This is a genomic window from Desulfobotulus alkaliphilus (assembly GCF_007830435.1).
GTDB lineage: Bacteria > Desulfobacterota > Desulfobacteria > Desulfobacterales > ASO4-4 > Desulfobotulus > Desulfobotulus alkaliphilus.
Genome location: NZ_VLLC01000010.1, coordinates 80,128 through 101,547, shown reverse-complemented (window position 1 = coordinate 101,547; position 21,420 = coordinate 80,128). Strand labels below are relative to the sequence as shown.

The following is a 21,420-nucleotide window of genomic DNA, read 5'->3' as shown; positions in this document are numbered from 1 at the left end:
TAAGGACCTTAAGGATTTCAAAGACTCTAAAGACTTCAGAAGACAGGCCCCATGCCTGCCCTGAACCTGTTCAAAGGAGGCGTTTTGATGGAGGCTTTTTCTGAAAGGCATGCAAGAGTGCTGTTTTGTATGCTGATCTTCCCACTTCTTTTTTTCGCCCTTAGCGCCTGCGGACCAAAAACGCTTCCAGCGCCGTCAGCAGCAGTTCAAAATGAGATAAAATCCCCTTCTGTCTATCCCCTTGCCGTTCATCCCCAATGGTACCAAACCCTTCGATCCGAAAAAAATATTCTCAGGGGTGTGGGTGAAGGCCCTTCCCAGGCCGAAGCCGATGCCATGGCTCTGTCTGCCATTTCAAGGGAAATGCAGGTGCAGGTATCCTCTGAAATCCGTACAAGGACCACGCAGCAGGGAGACAGTGTATCAAGGCGTGTGGCCGCAGAGGTGCATCTCAAGGCAGGAAGACAGATGCAGCGGGCAAGGCGCACCCAGCATGCCGTGCTTCAGGGGGTACACTATGTGGCCATGGAGGTGGATATACGCCCCGATGCGGATATCCTTGCCGGACGCATGAGAAAAATATGGGCTTCCGAAGGCCTTGCCATGCCAGCCCATCTCCGCTTTGACGGAACAAAAGCCCTGACATCCGGTCCTCTGGCACGGCGGCTGAAAAGCCTTCTTTCATCTCCCCACGGAGAAGGGGAGAGGGTGCTGCCCCTTTCGTTGGAAAGAAAGGATGGCCTATGGATTATCAGCCTTTGCAGGGAGTCTTTAGCCCTTGCGGAAGTCAAGGGACTCTTTGATTTTTCCGTATATGCTTCGGGTAAAAGCAGACTTTTCATGGAGTCGCCTTCGGGAAAACGCCTGCCCAACCGTCTACGTCACGGAGAGCAGGTGGTTTTCCGCATGGACGACCTGCCATCGTCTGGCTGGTTTTCCCTTTTCAACCTCTATCCAGACGGCAGGGTAAGTGTAATGGAAGACAACCTTGCCGCAGGGCCGGGCAGTCTCAGGGTGCCGGAACAGGCCTGGGATTTTTTCACCAACGCCATCCTTGAGCAGGGTGTGGCACAGTTGGACACCTATATTGCCGTGTTTACCAGAGAGCCTCTGGAGCTGGTTCGTTTTCGCCATCTTGGGGATGTGGAGGGCCTTGTTTCCGGGGAGGGCAGTTACGGTGCCCACAGGCTGGCTGCTTTCCTTGAGGCCCTTCCTCCGGGAAGCCGGGTGTCTTTGCTGGAGGTGGAGACAAGGTGATTTAAAAATTTTAGTGTAATTTTGATTTGTCACCAAAATGACCATGCCGAGTATATTTTTACCCGTCCCAGCAGAGGGTTTTATGGCAAAAAGAAGAGGGTGAGTGATCTTTACCTTTTCTTGACAGTTTTAGTGAATGGGTGCATGGTAGAAGAAATTTTTTAAAAAAGATAAGAGTTCAGACATCCTGTTCTGAAATTTTACTGCTGTAACTTCAGCGGTACAGTGCTGGTGCAAGTTATCTTGGCTGCTTGCGGAACGATGTTTTTATCTGTGACGGAGGAAGAATGCGGCGGAAAATTATTTTACTGCTGGGGATATTCTGCTTTGTTTCCGGCAGCCCGGTATTTGCGGATCTCCCTGTGGTGCATATCGCTGTCATAGAAGATGGTCCTGCAATGCGTTATGGCGGTATTGAAGAGCTGAAGGCCGAGATTCTGGATCTGACAAAAAATGAATTTGATGTCCGTTTTCCAGAGGCCCTGCATTTTTCCGGGAACTGGGATGTGAAGGAAATCGGCCGGCAGGTGGAAAGAGCCCTGACAGATTCCATGGCGGATATGGTCATTGCCGCAGGCGTTATTTCTTCACATCTTCTCTGCCACAGGGATAATCTTCAAAAACCTGCCATTGCCTCGCTGGTGATTGATGCAAATCTCCAGAATCTGCCCGAAAGTCAGGGAAGCTCCGGGGTCAGAAATCTCAACTACATCAAATCATTTCAGAATTTTGACAGGGACATGGAAGCCTTCGGCCGCATGGTACCCTTTAAAAGGCTGGCCCTCATTGGTGATGAAACCATTGTGGCTGGCTTGCCTGATCTTGCGGAAAGGACAAAAAGCGCAGGGAAAAAATTTGGGGTGGAGATTGATTTCATTGCTGCGGCATCGGAAGCAGCTCCTTTACTGGCTTCTCTTCCGAAATCCGTGGACGCTGTATTCATTACTCCTCTGATGAGATTTTCTAATGATGAATTTGCTCTTCTGATTCAGGGGCTTGAAGAAAAAAAACTGCCATCCTTTTCCCTCTGGGGCAGGGATGAGGTTGAAAGGGGTATTCTTGCGGGTATGGCACCTTCCGAGCGTATCAATCGTCTCTCCAGACGTATTGCCCTGCATGTGCAGCAGATTCTTCTGGGCAGGGATGCGGGAAGTCTTTCCGTTGCCTTTCATCCGGACATGGATTTTACGGTTAATATGGAAACAGCCAGACGCATCGGGGTGTATCCGGACTGGGATATTCTGCTTGATGCGGATCTGATCCATGAAGACCCGCATCCCACTGGCAGGCCCCTTGCCATTAACGGGGCCGTGCAGGCTGCCCTTTCCGCCAATCTGGAAATCAGACTGGCGGAAAGGGAGGAGGCCATCCGTAAAGCCCTGGCCCGGAGTCAGCGTTCGCCCCTGCGGCCTCAGGCTCTTTTTTCTCTGGAAGGCCGTGTTACGGACAGTAAAAATGCGGCTTCCAGTATGGGGCGTCAGCCCGAAGAGGAGGTTTGGGCAGAAGTGATGCTGCGACAGATTCTTTTTTCCGAAAAAAAGAGAAGTCTTGCGGATGTGGCGGACATAGAGCTGAAAACGCAGCAGGTGATGCGTCGGCAGGTGGCGCTGGATATTGCAGAATCTGCGGCCCTGGCTTTTCTGGATGTACTCCGGGCAGGGCGTCTGGTGCAGATCCGCAAAGATGATCTGGATCTGAGCCGGGCGAACCTGGAACGGGCGGAAAATCGCAGGGAGGTTGGATATGCAGGGCCTTCGGAAGTTTATCGATGGCAGAGCCGTCTGGCTTCGGCCCGCAAGGCACTTCTGGAAGCCAGATCTCTGCTGCGGCAGGCGGAAACGGGCCTGAACCTTATTTTGAACCGGCCTCTGGATCAGCCTGTGTTTCTTTCGGATACCAGGCTTTCTGATCCCCTTTTCTTTGTGAGTGATCCCCGTATCCGCTGGTTTTCGGAGAATCCGGGTCGTATGGGAGTTTTCCATGATTTTGTGGTGGCAGAGGCCAGGGATCAGGCACCGGAGCTGGAGCGTGTGGAGCTGGCCATGGAAGCGGCCCGAAGGGGCATTCTTGCGGCCAGAAGATCCTGGTATCTGCCGGATCTTTTGGCCGAAGGCGGGATGCGTCAGCGTCTGGTTTCCGAAGGCAGGGGAAGCGGTGCTGCGGAAATCGAACTTATGCCCGGGGTGCCGCCCATAAAGCTGCCGGAAAGCGAGGATTTCGGATGGCAGGTGGGAATCCGTGCTTCATATCCTTTGATGACGGGCGGGGCCAGACCGGCTGCTCTGGATGAAGGGCTTGAAAGGCTGGAGGCCCTGCGTACCCGCAGATTGCAGACAGCCGAAGGGCTGGAGGCCAGGATGCGGGTGGCCCTGCACAGGACCACGGCATCCTGGCCGGGCATACGGCTTTCTTCGGATGCTGCTGCGGCTGCCTCAAAGAATCTGGAGCTGGTTACCGATGCCTATGAGCGGGGGGTGGTTTCCGCCATGGAACTTCTGGATGCCCAGCATGCAAGCCTTGTGGCAGAGCAGATGTCTGCCACCAGTGTCTATGATTTTTTAAAGGATCTGATGGCTGTCCAGCGTCTTCTGGGGAACGTGGATTTTTCTGCAACTCTGGAGGCCAGGGATGCCATGTTTGAGCGCCTGAAAAGGCATTTTGAGGATTCGGGGATGGATCTGCCTGTGGTTTCTGCGGGAGGGGGAGAGGAATGAAGAAAAAATCACCTTTGATACTGGGATGCGTTTTTTTGATACTGCTGGTTTTTGCAGGCTGCAGGGAAGTTCCCCATGAAGTGCAGGAACCCGAACTGAGGCCCGTTCGTTATATTGAGGTGCAGGCCGATGAAGGGCTTCGGGTAAGGACATTTACAGGTCTTGCCCGCGCGGGTATGGCATCCCGCATGAGTTTCCGTGTATCCGGAACCCTGCAGAAACTCCATGTGCGGGTGGGAGACGTGCTGGAAAAGGGACAGCTTATTGCCGAGCTGGATGCCACGGATTTTCAACTGAAACTTCAGGAAGCCGAGGCTGCCCTCAGCCGGGCCCAGGCCCAGGCAAGGAATGCCGAAGCCATTTATGGCAGAGTGCAGGCCCTTTATGAGCGGCGGAATGCTTCCCGCAGTGAGCTGGATGCGGCAAGAACGGGTGCGGAATCGGCGGAAGCAGCGGTACGTTCCATCGAGAACCAGCTGGCTCTGGCCAGGCGCCAGCTTACCTATGCCAGGCTGGAAGCACCGGATCGTTGTGCCGTGGCGGCTGTGCCCGTGGAGAAAAACGAGAATGTGGGAGCCGGTCAGGCCGTGGCAGTCATTAACTGCGGTACAGGCGTGGATGTCCGTATTGCCGTGCCTGCCATCCATATTTCCGGTGTGCGTGAGGGTATGCCCGTTAAAGTCCGGGTGGATGCCCTTGGCAATGGCGAATATACTGGCATCATCACTGAGGTGGGGGTCTCGTCCATGGGGCTTGAAACCACCTTTCCCGTGACGGTAAGACTGGAAGATCCGGATGTGCGCATCCTTCCCGGCATGGCTGCGGAGGTGGATGTCTCCATGGATGTGAGCAGCAGCAGGGGGCCAGTCGTCCCTTTCCGAAGCGTTGGTGAGGATGGAAAGGGCCGTTTTGTCTATTCTCTGGATCTTATGGAAGACGGGGAAACCGCCAGGGTGAGAAGGCAGGCCGTGGAAGTCGCCGGGATAAGGGCCGACGGACTGGAGATAGCAGAGGGGCTGCAACCCGGCGACCTTCTGGTGACAGCGGGTATTGCCCACATCCATGATGGGCTCAGGGTGAAGCTCTGGAAGGAGGGCAGGCCATGAACCTGACCCGCCTTGCCATAGAAAAAAACCGCATATCCCTTGTTTTTCTCTTTGTTATTGTTGTTGGCGGACTCATTGCCTACAGGGATCTTCCCAGGGATTATGATCCGGGTTTTGTGCTGCGGGTTGCAAGGGTGGTGACCTATTTCCCCGGCGCTTCTCCGGAGCGGGTGGAACAGCTGGTCACGGACAGGCTTGAAAAGGTGATTCAGGAAATTCCTGAGCTGGATTATGTGAAAAGCCAGTCCAAAACCGGGGTTTCCATCATTGATGTATGGGTGAAGGAGCGCTACCGGAACATGCGACCCATCTGGGATAACCTGCGGCGCAAGGTGGAGCGGGCCGCTCTGGAACTTCCCGAAGGCGTATATGCGCCCATAGTGAATGATGAGTTTTCCGATGTTTTCGGCACCCTCATAGGAATCACCGGTGAAGATTACACCTACCGGGAACTGAAGGCGGTGGCCGATGAGGTGCGGGATGCCCTGCTCATGCTGGACGAAGTGGCCAAGGTGGACCTTTACGGTGTTCAGGAAGAGCGGATTTTTGTGGAGTACAGCAATGCAAGACTGGGGGAGATGGGTATATCCCCCTATCAGCTCATGGGCATACTGAAGTCAAGGAACATCATTATTCCCGGAGGCGCCATTGATGTGGAGGGCGAGCGCATTGCCCTGGAACCTTCCGGAAATTTCGAGTCCCTGGATGAGCTGCGGCAGACCGTGGTGCAGGTACCCGGCCGGGCGGAAATGCTGTTTCTGGGGGATATGGTGGATATCCGCAGGGGCTACGCAGATCCTCCGTCCAGCATGATGCGGGCCAACGGCATTCCGTCCATAGGTCTTGCCGTATCCATGCGCGAGGGAGGTAATCTCATTGATCTGGGAGATGCCGTGACCGGGCTGCTGGAAGGGGTGCGGTTTTATTATCCCTATGGCATTGAGTTTCATTTGGTGAATTTTTCGCCGGGTGAGGTGCGGGACAAGGTGAGCCAGTTTCAGAAAAATCTTTTTCAGGCGGTTTTGATGGTTTTAGGTATCACCTTTGTTGCACTTGGCTTGCGCACGGGCCTTGTGGTGGCGGCCCTGATTCCCATGACCATGCTCATGGGGCTGATGCTTATGGCATTTTTCGGCATCGGCATTGATCAGATGAGCCTTGCTTCTCTGGTGATTTCTCTGGGTATGCTGGTGGACAATGCCATTGTCATGAGTGAGTCTGTCAGTGTGCGCATGGAGGAAGGGGAAGCGCCTGTGGCTGCGGCCATTGCTTCTGCCAGAGAACTCACCGTTCCCCTTCTGACATCCTCACTGGCGACGGCGGCCTCCTTTCTTCCCATATTCCTCGCCAAATCCACCACCGGGGAGTACACCGCCCCCCTTTTCAAGGTGGTAACCCTGATTCTTCTGTCTTCCTGGCTGATTTCCATGACCCTGATTCCCCTGCTGGCCACGAAGGTACTGAAGGTAAGAAAAAGCCGGGCAGGGAAGAAGACCTACAACAGTGGTTTCTACCGGATCTACCGGAAGATGCTGGGGCTTTCCCTGCGGCACAGGGGCCTGAGCCTGGGTCTTGTTTTCATGCTTTTTCTTTCTGTGATGTACACCTTCCGCTACCTTCCCGTGATTTTTTTTCCGCCATCGGACCGACTTTTTTTTACGGCCGAGCTGGAGCTTCCCGCAGGCAGCACCATAGAAAGTACCGAGGCCATGGTAAAGGATGTGGAAGCCTTCATGAGAAAAGGTTTTCTTACGGGGCCGGATCGCAGCGAAGGCATCCGGAGCTGGGTAACCCACATCGCCCAGGGCGGGCCGAGATATCTGCTAACCCATGTGCCTGAGCAGGGAGTCCCCCACTATGCCCTGATGATTATTAATATAACGGATCTTGATCTCATGCCGGGTATCAAGGCTGAGATGGAAGCCTATGTGGAAGAAAGATATCTCGATGCAAAAATTGAACTGAAAAAAATCCAGAACGGCCCGCCCGTACAGGATCCTGTGCAGATACGGATTTCCGGCAGGGATACGGAAAAGCTCTTTGCCATTGCCGAAGAGGTGAAGCAGCGTCTCGCCATGGAAGCGGGGGTACGCCAGATATCCGATGACTGGGGGCGAAGGATCAAAAAGCTCGTGGTTCGGGTGAATCAGCCCAGAGCCCGCATGGCCGGGGTTTCCAGTCAGGATATTGCCATCAGCCTTCAGACTGGTCTTTCCGGTTTCACCCTCACGGAATTCAGGGAGGGTGATCAGCTGATTCCCGTTTCCCTGCGCAGTGTTGCCGCAGACAGAAAGGATATCGGCAAGCTGGAGAGTATCCATGTCTATGCCCAGGCCACGGGGCGTTCCGTTCCCCTGAGTCAGGTGGCAGACATTGAGATTGTCTGGCAGCCCTCGGAGGTGCTGCGCAGGGACAGGTTGCGTACGGTGACGGTGAGCTCCGGGCTCATGCCGGGATATACGGCGGAAGAGGTGATTCGCAGCATGGAGCCCTGGCTGGATCAGGAAATGGTTTCATGGGGTATGGGATTCCGTTACGCCTTTGGCGGAGAAAGGGAAAAATCCACCCAGGCCAATGCCGCCATCATGGAACAGATTCCCGTGGGGGCTTTTATCATTCTGATGCTGCTCATGCTGCAGTTCAACTCTTTCCGTAAAACCCTCATCATCATGACCACCATTCCCCTGGGGCTGATCGGTGTTGTGGCAGGGCTTCATATGACAGGGCTGTACTTTGGTTTTATGACCCTGCTGGGGATTATTTCCCTTTCGGGTATTGTGGTGAACAATGCCATTGTGCTTTTGGACCGTATCCGCATTGAAATGGAAGAGATGAAACGTAAGCCCCAGGAGGCCATCGTGGAGGCGGCATGCAGGCGTATGAGGCCCATTCTTCTGAGTGCGGCCACTACGGCCCTTGGCATGGTTCCCCTGCTCTGGGGGGGAGGGCCCATCTGGGCGCCCATGGCCGTGGGAATTATTTTCGGGCTGATTTTTTCAACGGTGCTGACCCTTGGGGTGGTGCCTGTCCTTTATGCCCTGCTTTTTCGCGTGCGTTTTAACTGAGCAGGGGCAGGCGTGAAGGCCTGCCCCTGTCATTGGGTTGTTTGCCGTATCAGGCGTCTTTTTTGTTGGAGCGCTTCCAGATTTTCTGGGCTTCGGCTTTTTTGATCAGCTCATCCCGGAAGTCGGGGTGGGCAATGTTCACCATCATTTCGGCGCGCTCCCATGTGGAACGGGCCCGGACTTCGGCCACTCCGTATTCCGTGACAATGGTATCCACCTGCTGGCGGGGAATGGTGGTGATGGAGCAGGGATCAAAGTGGGGAACAATGCGGGAGATGCGCTGGCCCTCCTTGTTGGTGGCGGTGGAAGCGAGGCAGATCAGGCTTTTGCCGCCTTTGGACCACTGGGCACCCATGACAAAGTCCCACATGCCACCGTTGCCGGAAATCTGGTGAATGTCCGCACTTTCCGCATTCACCTGACTGTAAAGATCCACTTCCACGGCATTGTTGATGGAGATGAAGTTGTCGATCTGGGCAATGCGGCGGGGATCATTGGTGTACTGGGCCGGGTAGGAAGCCACCGCAGGATTGTTATGGATGAAATCATAAAGACGCTTAGGCCCAAGGGCAAAGGTATAGGGTACCCGGCACTTGTCAAAGGGCTTGTGAATACCCGTCATGCGGCCGGATTCAATCATGTCCACATAGGCCTCGGACAGCATTTCCGTATGGCCCCCAAGGTTTTTCAGATCCGATGCGGCAATCATTTTTCCCACGGCATCGGGCATGCCGCCGATGCCAAGCTGAATGCAGCAGCCATCATGTATAAATCCCATGACATTGGCGGCAATCTGCCGGTCAACATCTGAGGGCTCTGCTGCAGGAGCCTCAAAAACGGGCATGTCTTCCTTCACTTCCACGATATAATCCACCTGAGAGATATGGATGGATTCTTCCGCTCCTCCCAGAGCCACGGGCAGGTTGGGGTTGACTTCCAGTATGACCTTTTCGCAGTGCTGGGCATTGGCAAGGCTTGCGGAGTTGGTGATGGAAAAGTTGAAGTATCCGTGCTCATCCATGGGGCAGACCTGACCGATGAACACATGGTGCTGGCTGGCAATCCCTTCCCTCAGCCATTTTCCCGCCTCATGGTACATGATGGGTACATAGTAGCAGAGGTTGAAATCCCGCTGGATGATGCGGCTGATTTTGCTGAAGTGCATGTCGTGGTAAATGAAGCTCTGGGGATGCTTGACCACTTCAGGAACGGGAAGCACCGTGATGGCCGCATATACTTCCACATCCTGCAGTTCTCCGTGGCGGGCAGCCAGTGCCGCATCACAGGCAACGGGCTTGGTGGTCATGAAACTGTAGTCCACCCGGTCTCCGGAGCGAATGCATTTCATGGCTTCTTCCGCAGAAACAAGTTTCTGCTGATACTCTTTTTGGTAACTCATTATTTTTCCTTTCATTTAAATTTTCCGGGTTTCCGATGATAACTTCTGTTTTTTTTGATATAAAGAGATATTTATTCTCTTATTTCAATGTCTTTTAAATGAGGCATGCAGGTTCTTTGTGTGAACGGGGTTATGGTTTATAAACAACTGAAAAAACAGTTTATTTTATGAATAGCTTGTGTGTCATATAAATTCTCTTTTGCTCCTGTCAAGCATAAACCCCGTTCCTTGGAGTGGGCGCTGAATTGATGTTGTGTCCTGTTGCGGGCTGCTTGTGGCCTTTCATTTTGAAAACACTCTTTTTTTTGCGGTTTTTTTTAAAAAAAGCCTTTTTTTATTTTGTGTCCCATGGAATGCACAGGCTTCCGGTAGCACTGTATTTTAAAAAAAGAAGCCCGCATGACAGGAGCTTTGATGTTGCAGTGGCTGTGTTTCCATGGAAAAGGATTGTGCAGTGTATGGCGGGGGAATGTTTACTTTTGCTTCGTCTATGCATATAAGATACTTTCAATTTTTAAAGTGAATAGTGTTTACGGTGTGAGAGCGGTCGGTCTTGCTTAGTGTGCAAATGGAAATTGATTAATATCTTAACAACCTAAAAAGAGCTGCGGGGGGAAGTATGAAAAAACCTGTTATATTCAATGATCCTGAGCAGATGGTAGATTTTATCATTGAAAATGTTGGTAAGGATCTGGTTTTTGGGACACAGCTGGGGCTGGGGAAGCCCAATAATATTCTCAATGCGGTGTACAGGCGTGCCCAGAAGGATCAGAGCATCAGCCTGCGGATCATTACGGGCCTTTCCCTGGAGCCCCCCGTACCGGGGAGCGAGCTGGAGCGCCGTTTCCTCGGCCCCCTTGTGGAAAGGGTCTGGGGTGGTTATGTGGAGCTGGATTATGCAAGGGATATGCGACTTAAGAAGCTCCCGCCCAATGTCACCATCAGCGAGTTTTTCTACAAGGCCGGGGCCTTCATGAACAACCCCCACATGCAGCAGAATTATATCAACAGTAATTATACCCATGCGGCCCGGGACGTGAACCTGAACGGTATGAACGTGGCCGGAGCCCTTCTGGGCAAAAAAGAGATCAACGGGCAGCTCAAGTACTCCGTTGGGTGTAATGCGGATACGGCCATTGACGCAGTAGATATCATGAAGGCCAAATGTGAGAAGGGCTTCAAAGGGATAGCCATCGGTGAGATCAATAATAATCTCCCCTTCATGTTTGGGGATGCCGTTACGGAGCCTGAGGTTTTTGATGCCATTCTGGAAAGCCCCCAGAGTGATTACAGGCTTTTTGGTGCACCCAAGGAATCCATCAATACCATTGACTACTGCATCGGTCTCCATGCCAGCACCCTGATTCCCGATGACGGCACCCTGCAGATTGGTATCGGTTCCCTCGGCGATGCCATCACCTATGGACTCACCGTTCGCCACAAGCATAATGATCAGTACAGGAAGCTGCTCAATGAAGCAGGAATCATGGATAAATACAAAGACATGATTGATACCTGGGGGGGGACGGATCCCTTTAAAAAAGGTCTTTACGGCTCCACGGAAATGCTGGTGGATACCTTTGTGGATCTTTACAAGGAAGGCATCATGAACCGCAGGGTTTATGATGATATCCGCATTCAGCGGGTGGTTAATGCCGGTCTTTTCACCGATGACAGAAATGTAACGCCTGAAGGCTTCCGTCAGATTATCGTGGATGGCGGCGTGCACCGGGTGCTTACGGAAAAGGACGTGGAATTCCTCAAGCGTTTTGGTGTTTTGAAGGAGAGCGTTGTCTATCAGGATGGCAAGCTGGTGGATGGTGGAACAACTGTGTCTGCGGACATGGGGGATGTGGAAAATCTTAAAGTGGTTGCAGGAACCATGCTGGGAGATAAGCTGAAGGAGGGGTATTGGGCCCATGCGGGTTTCTATCTTGGTCCCCTGAAGCTTTATGATACCCTGAATGCCATGAGTGACGAGGAGAGGGCGCTGATCAACATGACCAGTGTCCTGAACGTGAACCAGCTTTACTCCAATAACAAGTACGGCAGCCTTGAGCTGAGGGTGCTTCAGCGTAAAAATGCCCGTTTCATCAATGCGGGTCTTATGGTGACTCTGTCCGGCATGGTGGTTTCGGACAGTCTGGACAACCTGAAGGTGGTTTCCGGCATTGGTGGTCAGTATAACTTTGTGGCCATGGCCCATGCCCTTGCAGATGCCAGGGGTGCCCTCATGATCCGTTCCACCCGTGGAGAAGGTCCGAAAACCGTTTCCAATATTGTATTTAATTACGGCCACTGCTCCGTCCCCCGTCATCTGAGGGATATCATTATTACGGAGTATGGTATTGCGGATCTCAGGGGGCAGTCCGATAAGAACGTGATCAAGCAGCTTCTGAATGTTGCGGATTCCCGTTTCCAGGAAGGCCTTCTGGAGAAAGCCAAGCAGGCGGGCAAGATTGAGTCAGACTACAGAATTCCCGATGCATTCAGGAGTAACTATCCTGAAAAACTTGAAAAATTGATTGCTCCCTATAAGAAGGACGGGCTGTTTGGACCCTTCCCCTTTGGTACGGTCTTTACGGACGAAGAAATTGCCATTGGCAAGGCCTTAAGAACCTTCAAAACCAAGGCGGAGATCAGCAAGTTTGCCGCAGCCAAGGGTGTTATCGGTCAGTTTATGGCATCTGTTCCTGAATCCGCAAAGCCTTATCTCAAGCGGATGGATCTGGAAAATCCTGCAAACTTTAAAGAAAAAGCCATGCAGAAGGTTGTTCTCTGTGCCCTGAAGGATACGGGCGCAATCTAAGGATTTCAGTATTTTATTCCATACATAAAGCCGGTTTTTCCAAAAAGGGAATACCGGCTTTATGGTTTGGTCGGAAGTAATTGTTCAGCATAATTTTCTAGGTATCGCATTGTAATTTCAGCAGCTTCGTGTCTTTACAAGGCACCCGGGCTATTTGTAAGTGACGTTGCAATCGTTTCGGATCAGAGCTTTGAAGGCCTGTGCGTAAAGAATCGCCAACTGTCTGAAGTCGGCACAAAAGGCAGCGTACTTAAGTTTGCTATGGCAATAAAAAAGTTCATCCTGCCTGTGCCGACAAGTTTTGGCGATTCAGCACAGGGCAAGAAGCTCCCGAATCCGGCACTCAAGATCCATAGGCATTTTTACTCCCGTAAAGGGCTTGAGCTTTTCAGTTTGAGTGCCGGATTGCGTCACGAGCAAATAGCTTGGGTGTCTGTCCATCTGTCTGTCAAGTATGATTATTGCTGAATAAAATGTGCTGAGCAGTTAGCTCAGAACTTTAAAAATCATGGTTTCAGCCTGTTTTCCTGAAAGGTGAGGGTGGCAAAAAGATCCTCTATGGTTTCTCCCCTGCGTATGCGGGAGCTGCCTCCGTCTTCATGGAAGAGCAGTTCCTGGGGCCGCAGCTGGCCGTTGTAGTTGAAACCCATGGCATGGCCGTGGGCACCGGTGTCATGGATGATGAGAAGGTCGCCTTCTTCCACCGGGGGCAGGGGTCTCTGGACGGCAAATTTGTCATTGTTTTCACAAAGGGCACCCACCACGTCCACGGGCGGATCTGCAGGGCTGCTGTCTTTTCCCAGTACATCGATATGGTGATAGGCCTCATACATCCCCGGACGCATGAGCGAAGACATGCAGGCATCCACGCCAACATAGCGGCGGTAGGTATCCTTGTGATTGATGGCACGGGTCACCAGCACGCCATGGGGACCGGTCATGAAGCGTCCGGACTCCATGAAGAGGGCGGGCATGTATCCCCTTTGCTCTTCAAAGTCTTTGAAAAGGGCGGTGACTTCTTTGCCCATGGCTTCCAGATTCAGGGGCGTATCCTCCGGCCTGTAGGGAATGCCAAGCCCGCCACCGATGTTGAGGAAATCAAAGCGTATGCCTAAGGCATCTTCCGTATCTGCTGCAAGGGTTAAGAGCATACGGGCTGTTTCCACCATATAAGTATAGTTTCTCTCATTGGAGACCACCATGGTGTGCATGCCAAAGCGGGTGGCTCCCCTTTCCATGGCAGCCCTGTAGGCGGGAATTACCTGTTCGTGGGTAATGCCGTACTTGGCTTCCACAGGGTTGCCGATGATGGCATTGCCCGTGCGTCTGGGGCCGGGATTGTAGCGGAAGCAAATGGTTTCAGGCATGACGGGAACCTTGGGAATGAGACTGATGTCGTCAAGGTTGAGAATGCAGCCCCCGTTTTCAAGGGCCATGTCAAAATCTGCCTGTGATGTGTTGTTGGATGTGAACAGGATGTCCTGCTGGCCTGCGCCGATTTTTCTTGCGAGGGTAAGCTCGGCCCTGGAGCTGCAGTCAAAGCCAAAGCCCATGGACTGCATGAGCTTGAGGATGGTGGGATTGGGCAGGGCCTTGACGGCAAAATATTCCCTGAAACCGGGGATGCCGCTGAAGTGCCTTTTCAGGGCTGCGCCGGTTTCCAGAATGCCCTTTTCATCATAGATGTGAAAGGGGGTGCCAAAGTGGGCTGCAATTTCAGGCAGCCGGGGAAAAAGACGGTCTTTGAACTCTCCGGACATGGGCATGGGAAGGGGCTCCTTTCAGATCGCTGTGACAGAGGGGATCTTTTATTTCAAAAGTGCTTTATATGTTTTTTAGTAATTATTCAGCATGGTTTATTCCAAGCTGCCAATGCTGTAATTGCAGCAGCTTCGTACTATTGCAAGGCTCCATGGCTATTTGCAGGTGACATTGCAATCGTTTCGGATCAGAGCTTTGCAGGCCTGTGCGAAAGAAGCGGCAAACTGTCTGGGCCGCCACAAAGGCAGCGTGCTTAAGCCTGCTATGGCAATCAAAAAGCTTATCCTGCCTGTGGCGGGGGGTTTTTTTCGCTTCCGCACAGGGCAAGAAGCTCCCGAATAAGATTGCGTCACGGGCAAATAGCCTGGGGCCTGTGCATCTGCCTTGCAGCTATGGTACTTAGAAAAGTGCGCTGCTGCGGGTTTCCGGACTGATGGCATCCAGCGGAATGGTGGCGCTTTCCTTGTGGGTGGCCAGGGCAATCCTGGTGTTGACCCTTGCAATGCCCGGAAGGCCGGCTATCTGTTTTTGAACCGTATGGTGAAGCTCTGCAACACAGGAGCTGCGCATTTTCACAAGAAAGACATCGTTTCCGGAGACAAAATGCACTTCCTGGGTATCGGGAAGGGCTGTCAGTGCCGCAGCCACATCTTCATAGGCTTCCGGCCGGACAAGGGATATCTGGAGAAAGGCCACCAGATTCCTGTTCAGTTTTTCCGGATTCAGGCGGACCTCGTAGCCGTCTATGATTCCCTGTTTTTCCAGCTTACGGATGCGCTCCAGTACGGCGGATGGAGCAAGGCCCACCTGCCGGGCCACCTCCACATTGGGAATCCGGGCTTTTTCCTGAAGTATTTTCAGAATCTGCAGACTGATATCATCGATCATGCTGTTTTCGTTTCTCGCTTTTTCGGGATATGGCTTCTGTTCAGAACCCTTATTGCGGACAGGGTATGCCTGTTTTGCTGCCCTGGTCAAGAATAAAATTTGTATTTTTTTATTTTAGAAAGAACAATCTTCTGGGAATAGCCTGTTCCACTCGTCTTTGTTCTGGTTTTCTCCGTAAACACGGAGGCGGTGCCGGGCCATGGAGGTGAGAACATCCACATGGATGTCCACATAGTCAAAGACCCTTGCGGTTTTTTTTCCGTCCGAGGGCCTCAGAATGCGGCCGAGGTATTGCAGAAGGCGGCCGGAAAAACGGATGGGCGTGGCGAGAAAGAGGGTGGAGAGATCCCTGCAGTCAAAACCTTCTCCGATGAGCTGGCCTGTGGCCACAAGCACCTGCACCTCTCCGGCATCCAGGGCTTCCCTTACCTCTTTTCTTTCCGATGTTTTGAGATCTCCGGTGAGCAGGGACGCCCGGATTTTATGGCCGTAACGGAGCAGGCCGTGGAGGATTTCACAATGCTGACGTCTGTCGGAGAGAACCAGTATGACACCATCTCCTTGTATGCGGCACTGCCGGGCCACATCTTCGGCAATGAGATGGTTTCTGGCCTTGTCCGTGATCAGTTCCTTCATCATTTTTGCGTAGGCTGTGACAGGGTCGTGAAAGGCTTTGAAATCCGTTTTCCGGAAATGGACCTCCGCTGCCAGAATATCTCCGCTCCGGACCAGATTTCGGGAATCCACGCCGTGGTGGACGTCCCCCAGATACCAGAAAATAAGCCTTGCCAGATTATCCCGCCGGAAAAGGGTGGCGGAAAGCCCTAAGCTGTAACGGGCGGGAAAGGCGGAAACGGCATCGGTGAAGGTTTTTGACGGTGTTCTGTGGCATTCATCCACAATGATGTGCCCGATGCGGGGACTGATTTCTTCCTTGTTTTTTACAAGGCTCTGGACGAGGGCCACGGTAATTTTTTCCCCGATGCGGTTTTTGCCACCGCCGACCATGCCGATATGGTCTTCGGGAATCTCCAGAAATTCTTCAATGCGGGAAACCCACTGGAGGGCCAGCTCCCGGGTATGGACCACAATGAGGGCGGGCTGCTTCCTTGCAGCCACCAGTGCAAGGGCCATCACGGTTTTTCCTGCACCTGTGGGGGCATTGAGGGTGCCAAATTCCTTGGCTGCCATGGCAGAGACGGCCTTCTGCTGGAAATCTCTGAGTTTTCCTGTAAAATGAAAGTGGACCTCAGGCAGAAAGAGGCGCTGGTCTTCCAGTTCCCAGGAAAAACCGTGGCTGCGTAGCATCAGCATAAGGCTTCGGGTAAATCCCCTTGGGATGCGGAGGCCCCCGTCTTTTTCTTCGGTATAAAAAAAAAGGTGCTTTGGCGTGTTGCCGTTCCACCTTCCCATGCGCTGATTTTCCAGCCATTTCGGGTTTTCCATGCGCAGTGTCCGGCACAGCTCTTCTTTCAGGGATTCCGGCAGACGGCGTACCTCAAGATCCCGGCCCAGCCGGAGTAAAGGGAGGGAATTGGTATTCCCGGTTGAAAAGGATGTGGTCTGCATGATAGAATAAAATTCTGCATTTGGAATTACAGGAGATGGTTCCTTGAGGGCACGGCTTTCCGCTATTCCGGTACAGAAGCCCCCGGTTGTTATCGTAAGTCTGTCTTAGGACAGAGACCGCATGAAAACCAGCTTTTTTTGAATTTTTCAGTACGGATAACAGCAGAGGAACATTATTTTGTCCTGTATGTGGGGCGTGCTTTCAGGATTTATTTTTGCAGGCTGAATCATCCGCATGTATTTTTGATGTTTGTGTCTGAAAAAGGATGCCAGCGCATGGGAAAAGAGGATAAACAGGAAACCATTCTTTTTGTTGACGATGAAATCAGCATTCTTGAAATAGCCCAGGAGTTTTTTCAGCATAAGGGATACAGGGTCTTTACGGCGATGAATGGTGTTAAGGCTCTTGAAATTTTAGAAAAAGAGCGTGTTGGGTGCTGCTTTACGGATATCAATATGCCGGAAATGGATGGGTTGGAACTGGCGGAGCATATCCGGCGCATGGACAATACCCTGCCGGTTGTGGTCATGACGGGGTATCCTTCCCTGGAAAATACCATTCGAACCTTAAAAAATGGTGTTGTGGATTTTCTGATCAAGCCTGTGAATCTCAATCAGATGGATCTCTGTGTCAAAAGGGTACTGCGGGAACGCAGGCTTTTTGTGGAAAACCTTCTGCTGAAAGAGGAGGTTGCCCGCAAGGTGCAGCTTGAAAATCTGAACAGGGATCTGGAGGCCCGTGTTGCTGAGCTGGGAATTCTGAACCGGATCATGGATGCCTTCACCCATGTTCCGGAAAGCGGGGATGTGTTCCGCCGTCTGGTGGATATGGCCCGGGAATTCTGCTCTGCCAGTGCCGCCTGGTTTTATGTGGTCAATGATCTTTTTCCCTTTCCCAGAGAAGTGGCGGCGGTTTCGGGAATGGTTCCGGGGGCCGGTGGGCCGGATTCCCGTCTGGCCATGCTGCTGCAGGATGTGGCATCGGATGGCCTGCCTTTTCTGGTGAAAAAAAATCCCATGGATGGATCTCTGCCGGATCATGTGGGATCTGCCATGGTGATTCCCCTTAAAATCAGGGAAAAGGTTTTTGGTCTTCTTTATGCGGTCCGGGAAAAAACCGGGGGAGCCTTTGTGGATAAGGATCTTTATTATGCCAGCGCCATGGCGGTGCATGCGGCCCACGCCATAGAAAACCTTGCCTTGTATGAAAATATTTATGAGAATCTTTTTTCAACCCTTTATGCCTTTGTTTCTGCCATAGAAGCCAAGGATGCCTACACCCAGCAGCATTCAAACCGTGTCGCCGATCTTTCTGTTCTTCTGGGCAGGGAGCTGGGGCTGGATGCCGAATCTCTGGATGTGCTGCTTTTTGCAGGCCGTCTGCATGACATTGGAAAAATTGGCGTACGGGATGAGGTGCTGCTCAAGCCCGGTCGCCTGAACGATGAGGAGTATGAGGCCATCAAGGAACATCCGGTGATTGGAGCGGGTATTGTGGGTAAACTCGGACTCTGGAACCGGGAGCAGGAAATTATTCTGTATCATCATGAGCGCTATGACGGGACGGGGTATCCCAAGGGGCTTTCCGGAAAGGAAATTCCTTTTCTGGCCCGGATTCTCAGTGTTGCGGATGCTTACGATGCCATGGCTTCGGATCGTGCCTACCGCAGGCGTATGCCGGAGAACGAAATTTTTTCTGTGATGCAGGAAGTACGCGGAAAACAGTTTGACCCTGAAATACTGGATGTTTTTTTACGCCTTGGGCAGGAAGGCCGGCTGGGATGACGCAGACACAGAAGGAAGAGCTGTGTTTTTGGTGCGGGCCTGAAAAATGAATCGGGAAAAAATGTAATTATTCAGTAGCTTCGTGCTGTTGCAAGGCTCCGTGGCTATTTGCAAGTGACATTGCAATCGTTTCGGATTCCGGCACTCAAGATCCATAGGCATTTTTGCTCCCGTAAAGGGCTTGAGCTTTTCAGCTTGAGTGCCGGATTGTGTCACGGGCAAATAGTCTGGGGCCTGTGCATCTGTCTTGCAGCTATGGTACTTGGAAAACTGTGATGAACAGTTTCAAAAAAACGAAAATGACCTTTGATCTGCCTGAAAGTCATGACGGCGAATGATGTTTCCACGAAGGAGGCCATATGGTTGAAACAGCGGATGGTATGGGTGAAAGGCGGCGGATGAAGCGGGTGGCCTTTGAGACCGAGGTGCGTCTTCATGTGGGAGAACATGAGATCCGTGTGGAGGGGAGTTCAAGGGATCTGAGCCAGAAAGGGGTTTTTGTTGCCACGGATGTTCCCTTAAAGGAAGGGACGGAGTGCCGTGTGGAAATTCAGCTTTCCGGTATGGAGGAGCCGATCTGTCTTTTCATGAAGGGCAGAGTTGCGCGTATTGTTCCTAAAGGGGTGGGCGTGGAATTTTTTGAAATGGATCTTGAAACTTTTACCCATTTACGGAATGTGGTACTTTATAATAGTGATAATGGTGGTGGTATGTAAGCAAGGGGCTAAGGAACCACTGCCTTTGTTTTTTTAAACGTATGAAGAACGGCTGGCCACAGCCAGGGCGTGCCAGAAACGCTATCTTTAATATACAGAAAAAATGTATCAGAGAGGAATCCTGCATGGATGCAACACTGATCAATCCTTTTATCAACGCCACCATCAATGTGCTGGAAACCATGGCCTTTGTGAAGTCAAAGCCGGGTAAGCCTTTTTTGAAAAAGGAAGATGTGGCCCGGGGAGATGTCACGGGGGTAATCGGTCTGACCGGTGCTGCCAATGGCACCATAGCCGTTACCTTTGACGAAGGCTCTATCCTTAAGGTGGTTTCCAATATGTTCGGAGAACCCATGACGGAGCTCAATAATGAGGTGGCCGATGCCGTGGGTGAGATTACCAACATGATATCCGGTCAGGCCCGCCGGGAACTGGAGGGGCTGGGCAAGGTGTTTGAAGCGGCAATCCCTTCCGTGGTCAGTGGTAAAAACCATACCATTACCCACTACACGGACGGACCCAAGATTGCCATTCCCTTCACAACGGAGGGCGGTCAGTTTACCATTGAGGTCTGTCTGGAAAGATAATCTCGCTTTCGCTGAAAATCCTTACAGGAAAAGGAGCTTTTCTCCCATGGATACTTCCATTAAAATTCTCTGTGTTGATGATTTTGCCACCATGCGTCGCATTTTAAAAAATATTCTCAAGCAGCTTGGTTTCACAAACATCACCGAGGCGGATGACGGAACAACGGCTTTGGAAGAGCTGAAAAAGGGCAAATTTGATCTGATTATTTCTGACTGGAATATGCCGAAAATGTCGGGGCTTGAACTGCTTAAGACGGTCAGGGGGATGGATGACTATAAAGATATTCCCTTCCTCATGGTAACGGCAGAAGCCCAGAAGCAGAATGTTGTGGAGGCCGTGCAGGCGGGAGTTTCCAATTATGTTGTGAAGCCTTTCACTGCGGAATCCATATCTGAAAAGATAGAAAAAATTCTTGCAAAATAAGAACCGCCAGTCTGTGTGATGGGTGTCCATGATATTTTTTATAATATCTTTAAATATCATTGACATAACTGTGTTGGCATGGATGGGCTGGAAGTCGGGGCATGAAACAGGCTTGCGGATTACCGCAGCCGGAACGGATGCGTTCAGATGAGTCTTGGAGTGATGCAGCGGGAGCTTTTATCGGAAGATGCCGGTGTCGGGGAAACGGCCCCGTCTTTTATGGGTCTTGTGGGGCAGAGTGCTTCGATGCAAAGGGTTTTCAAGACCATCCGGAAAGTGGCTGCAACGGACAGTTCCGTTCTGATTACCGGTGAATCCGGTACGGGAAAGGAGTTGATTGCCCGGGCCATCCATCATATGAGTTCCCGGAAAAATGGTCCTCTGGTGGTGATTAACTGTGGTGCCATTCCAGGGGAGCTTTTGGAATCGGAGCTTTTCGGTCATGAAAAGGGGGCCTTTACCGGTGCCCACCGCAGCCGCATGGGGCGTTTTGAAATGGCCCATGGCGGAACCATTTTCCTTGATGAGATTGGAGACATGAGTCCGGGACTGCAGGTAAAACTGCTTCGGGCCATACAGGAACAGACCTTTGAACGTGTCGGGGGAGCCCAGTCCATTCATGTGGATATGCGCGTGCTGTCGGCCACCCACAGGGATCTTGTGTCTGCCATTGGCACCGGTGATTTCCGGGAGGATCTTTACTATCGCCTGAACGTTATCCCCATTAAAGTGCCGCCCTTAAGGGAGCGCAAAGAGGATATCCCCCTTTTGTGCAGCTATTTTCTCGATCGTCTGGCTGCCCGTTTTGATGAAGAAACTAAAACATTTTCTCCGGCGGCTCAGGATCTCCTTCTGGCCTACGAGTGGCCCGGAAATATCCGGGAGCTGGAGAATATGATGGAACGTATGGCCGTCATGAGTGAGTTTTCCCTTATCGGCGAAGAGGACCTTCCGGAATCCGTCAGGGGAATCCGTACCCCGGAGCGGGTACTGGCCTTAAACCCCCTGCATAATGGAATGGGTTTTGCTGAAGCGGTGGATCTGTATCAGAAAACCCTGATCATTGAGGCCCTGAACCGTTGCGACTGGGTGAAGGCCCAGGCCGCAGCCCTTTTGAAGATGAACCGGACCACCCTTGTGGAAAAGATAAAAAAACTGAAGATTGTGCGGGAAGAACCCCTGTCCACGGATCTGGATTTTTTGTAACTGTTCAGCACCGTTTTCCAAGTACCATACCTGTAAGACAGATGCACAGGCCCCAGGCTATTTGCCCGTGACGCAATCTTATTCGGGAGCTTCTTGCCCTGTGCGGAAGCGGCAAAAACTCCCCGCCACAGGCA

At 52.1% G+C, this 21,420-nt stretch carries 14 protein-coding genes; 10 read left to right on the top strand and 4 right to left on the bottom strand.

All coding sequences use genetic code 11. The annotated features are described in order from the left end of the window. Positions 1 to 129: 129 nt before the first annotated feature. From LZ24_RS07800 to LZ24_RS07785, 4 genes are all read left to right on the top strand, one after another. Positions 130 to 1,257, top strand: coding sequence for an LPP20 family lipoprotein (locus LZ24_RS07800; RefSeq protein WP_186442993.1), 1,128 nt, complete (start codon positions 130 to 132; stop codon positions 1,255 to 1,257). 287 nt (positions 1,258 to 1,544) lie between these two features. Next, the gene (locus LZ24_RS07795; RefSeq protein ID WP_144684259.1) at positions 1,545 to 3,971 is read left to right on the top strand and encodes a TolC family protein; all 2,427 of its coding nucleotides are present in this window, start codon (positions 1,545 to 1,547) and stop codon (positions 3,969 to 3,971) included. Then, positions 3,968 to 5,077 (top strand): efflux RND transporter periplasmic adaptor subunit, encoded by a 1,110-nt coding sequence (locus tag LZ24_RS07790; protein ID WP_144684257.1) that lies wholly within the window; start codon positions 3,968 to 3,970, stop codon positions 5,075 to 5,077. Before LZ24_RS07795 ends, LZ24_RS07790 begins: the two co-directional genes overlap by 4 nt. Continuing rightward, positions 5,074 to 8,142 carry an efflux RND transporter permease subunit gene (locus LZ24_RS07785; RefSeq protein WP_144684255.1) on the top strand — a complete coding sequence of 1,023 codons (3,069 nt, stop codon included), beginning with the start codon at positions 5,074 to 5,076 and terminating at the stop codon, positions 8,140 to 8,142. The genes LZ24_RS07790 and LZ24_RS07785 overlap by 4 nt, the downstream gene beginning before the upstream one ends. A 49-nt stretch (positions 8,143 to 8,191) precedes the next feature. On the opposite strand, the gene LZ24_RS07780 is transcribed toward LZ24_RS07785, so the two are convergent. Further along, positions 8,192 to 9,541 carry an acetyl-CoA hydrolase/transferase family protein gene (locus LZ24_RS07780; protein WP_144684253.1) on the bottom strand — a complete coding sequence of 450 codons (1,350 nt, stop codon included), beginning with the start codon at positions 9,539 to 9,541 and terminating at the stop codon, positions 8,192 to 8,194. Positions 9,542 to 10,160: 619 nt separating this feature from the next. On the opposite strand from LZ24_RS07780, the gene LZ24_RS07775 reads away from it, so the two are divergent. Next, positions 10,161 to 12,350: an acetyl-CoA hydrolase/transferase C-terminal domain-containing protein gene (locus LZ24_RS07775; RefSeq protein WP_144684251.1), complete on the top strand. Its 2,190-nt coding sequence runs from the start codon at positions 10,161 to 10,163 to the stop codon at positions 12,348 to 12,350. A gap of 506 nt (positions 12,351 to 12,856) precedes the next feature. Here LZ24_RS07775 and LZ24_RS07770 read toward each other — a convergent pair. The 3 genes from LZ24_RS07770 to LZ24_RS07760 form a co-directional block, all read right to left on the bottom strand. Beyond that, a complete protein-coding gene (locus LZ24_RS07770; protein WP_144684249.1) occupies positions 12,857 to 14,116 on the bottom strand; it encodes a diaminopimelate decarboxylase in 1,260 nt (419 codons plus the stop codon). Positions 14,117 to 14,510: 394 nt separating this feature from the next. Beyond that, a complete protein-coding gene (locus LZ24_RS07765) occupies positions 14,511 to 14,999 on the bottom strand; it encodes an Lrp/AsnC family transcriptional regulator (protein WP_144684247.1) in 489 nt (162 codons plus the stop codon). Positions 15,000 to 15,113: 114 nt separating this feature from the next. After that, complete coding sequence (locus LZ24_RS07760; protein WP_144684245.1) at positions 15,114 to 16,568, bottom strand: DEAD/DEAH box helicase; 1,455 nt, start codon at positions 16,566 to 16,568, stop codon at positions 15,114 to 15,116. A gap of 276 nt (positions 16,569 to 16,844) precedes the next feature. Here LZ24_RS07760 and LZ24_RS07755 point away from each other — a divergent pair, with 276 nt between their 5' ends. The 5 genes from LZ24_RS07755 to LZ24_RS07735 all read left to right on the top strand — a co-directional run bounded on the left by LZ24_RS07755 (position 16,845) and on the right by LZ24_RS07735 (position 21,286). Next, entirely contained in the window at positions 16,845 to 18,353 is a 1,509-nt protein-coding gene (locus LZ24_RS07755; RefSeq protein ID WP_144684243.1) for an HD domain-containing phosphohydrolase, read from the top strand. A 359-nt stretch (positions 18,354 to 18,712) separates the two neighbouring features. Next, entirely contained in the window at positions 18,713 to 19,069 is a 357-nt protein-coding gene (locus tag LZ24_RS07750; protein WP_144684241.1) for a PilZ domain-containing protein, read from the top strand. A 125-nt stretch (positions 19,070 to 19,194) separates the two neighbouring features. Further along, complete coding sequence (locus LZ24_RS07745; RefSeq protein WP_144684239.1) at positions 19,195 to 19,656, top strand: chemotaxis protein CheX; 462 nt, start codon at positions 19,195 to 19,197, stop codon at positions 19,654 to 19,656. A gap of 46 nt (positions 19,657 to 19,702) precedes the next feature. Then, entirely contained in the window at positions 19,703 to 20,080 is a 378-nt protein-coding gene (locus LZ24_RS07740) for a chemotaxis response regulator CheY (RefSeq protein WP_144684237.1), read from the top strand. Between the two features lie 147 nt (positions 20,081 to 20,227). After that, positions 20,228 to 21,286, top strand: coding sequence for a sigma-54 interaction domain-containing protein (locus LZ24_RS07735; protein WP_144684235.1), 1,059 nt, complete (start codon positions 20,228 to 20,230; stop codon positions 21,284 to 21,286). The last annotated feature ends 134 nt before the right edge of the window (positions 21,287 to 21,420 follow it).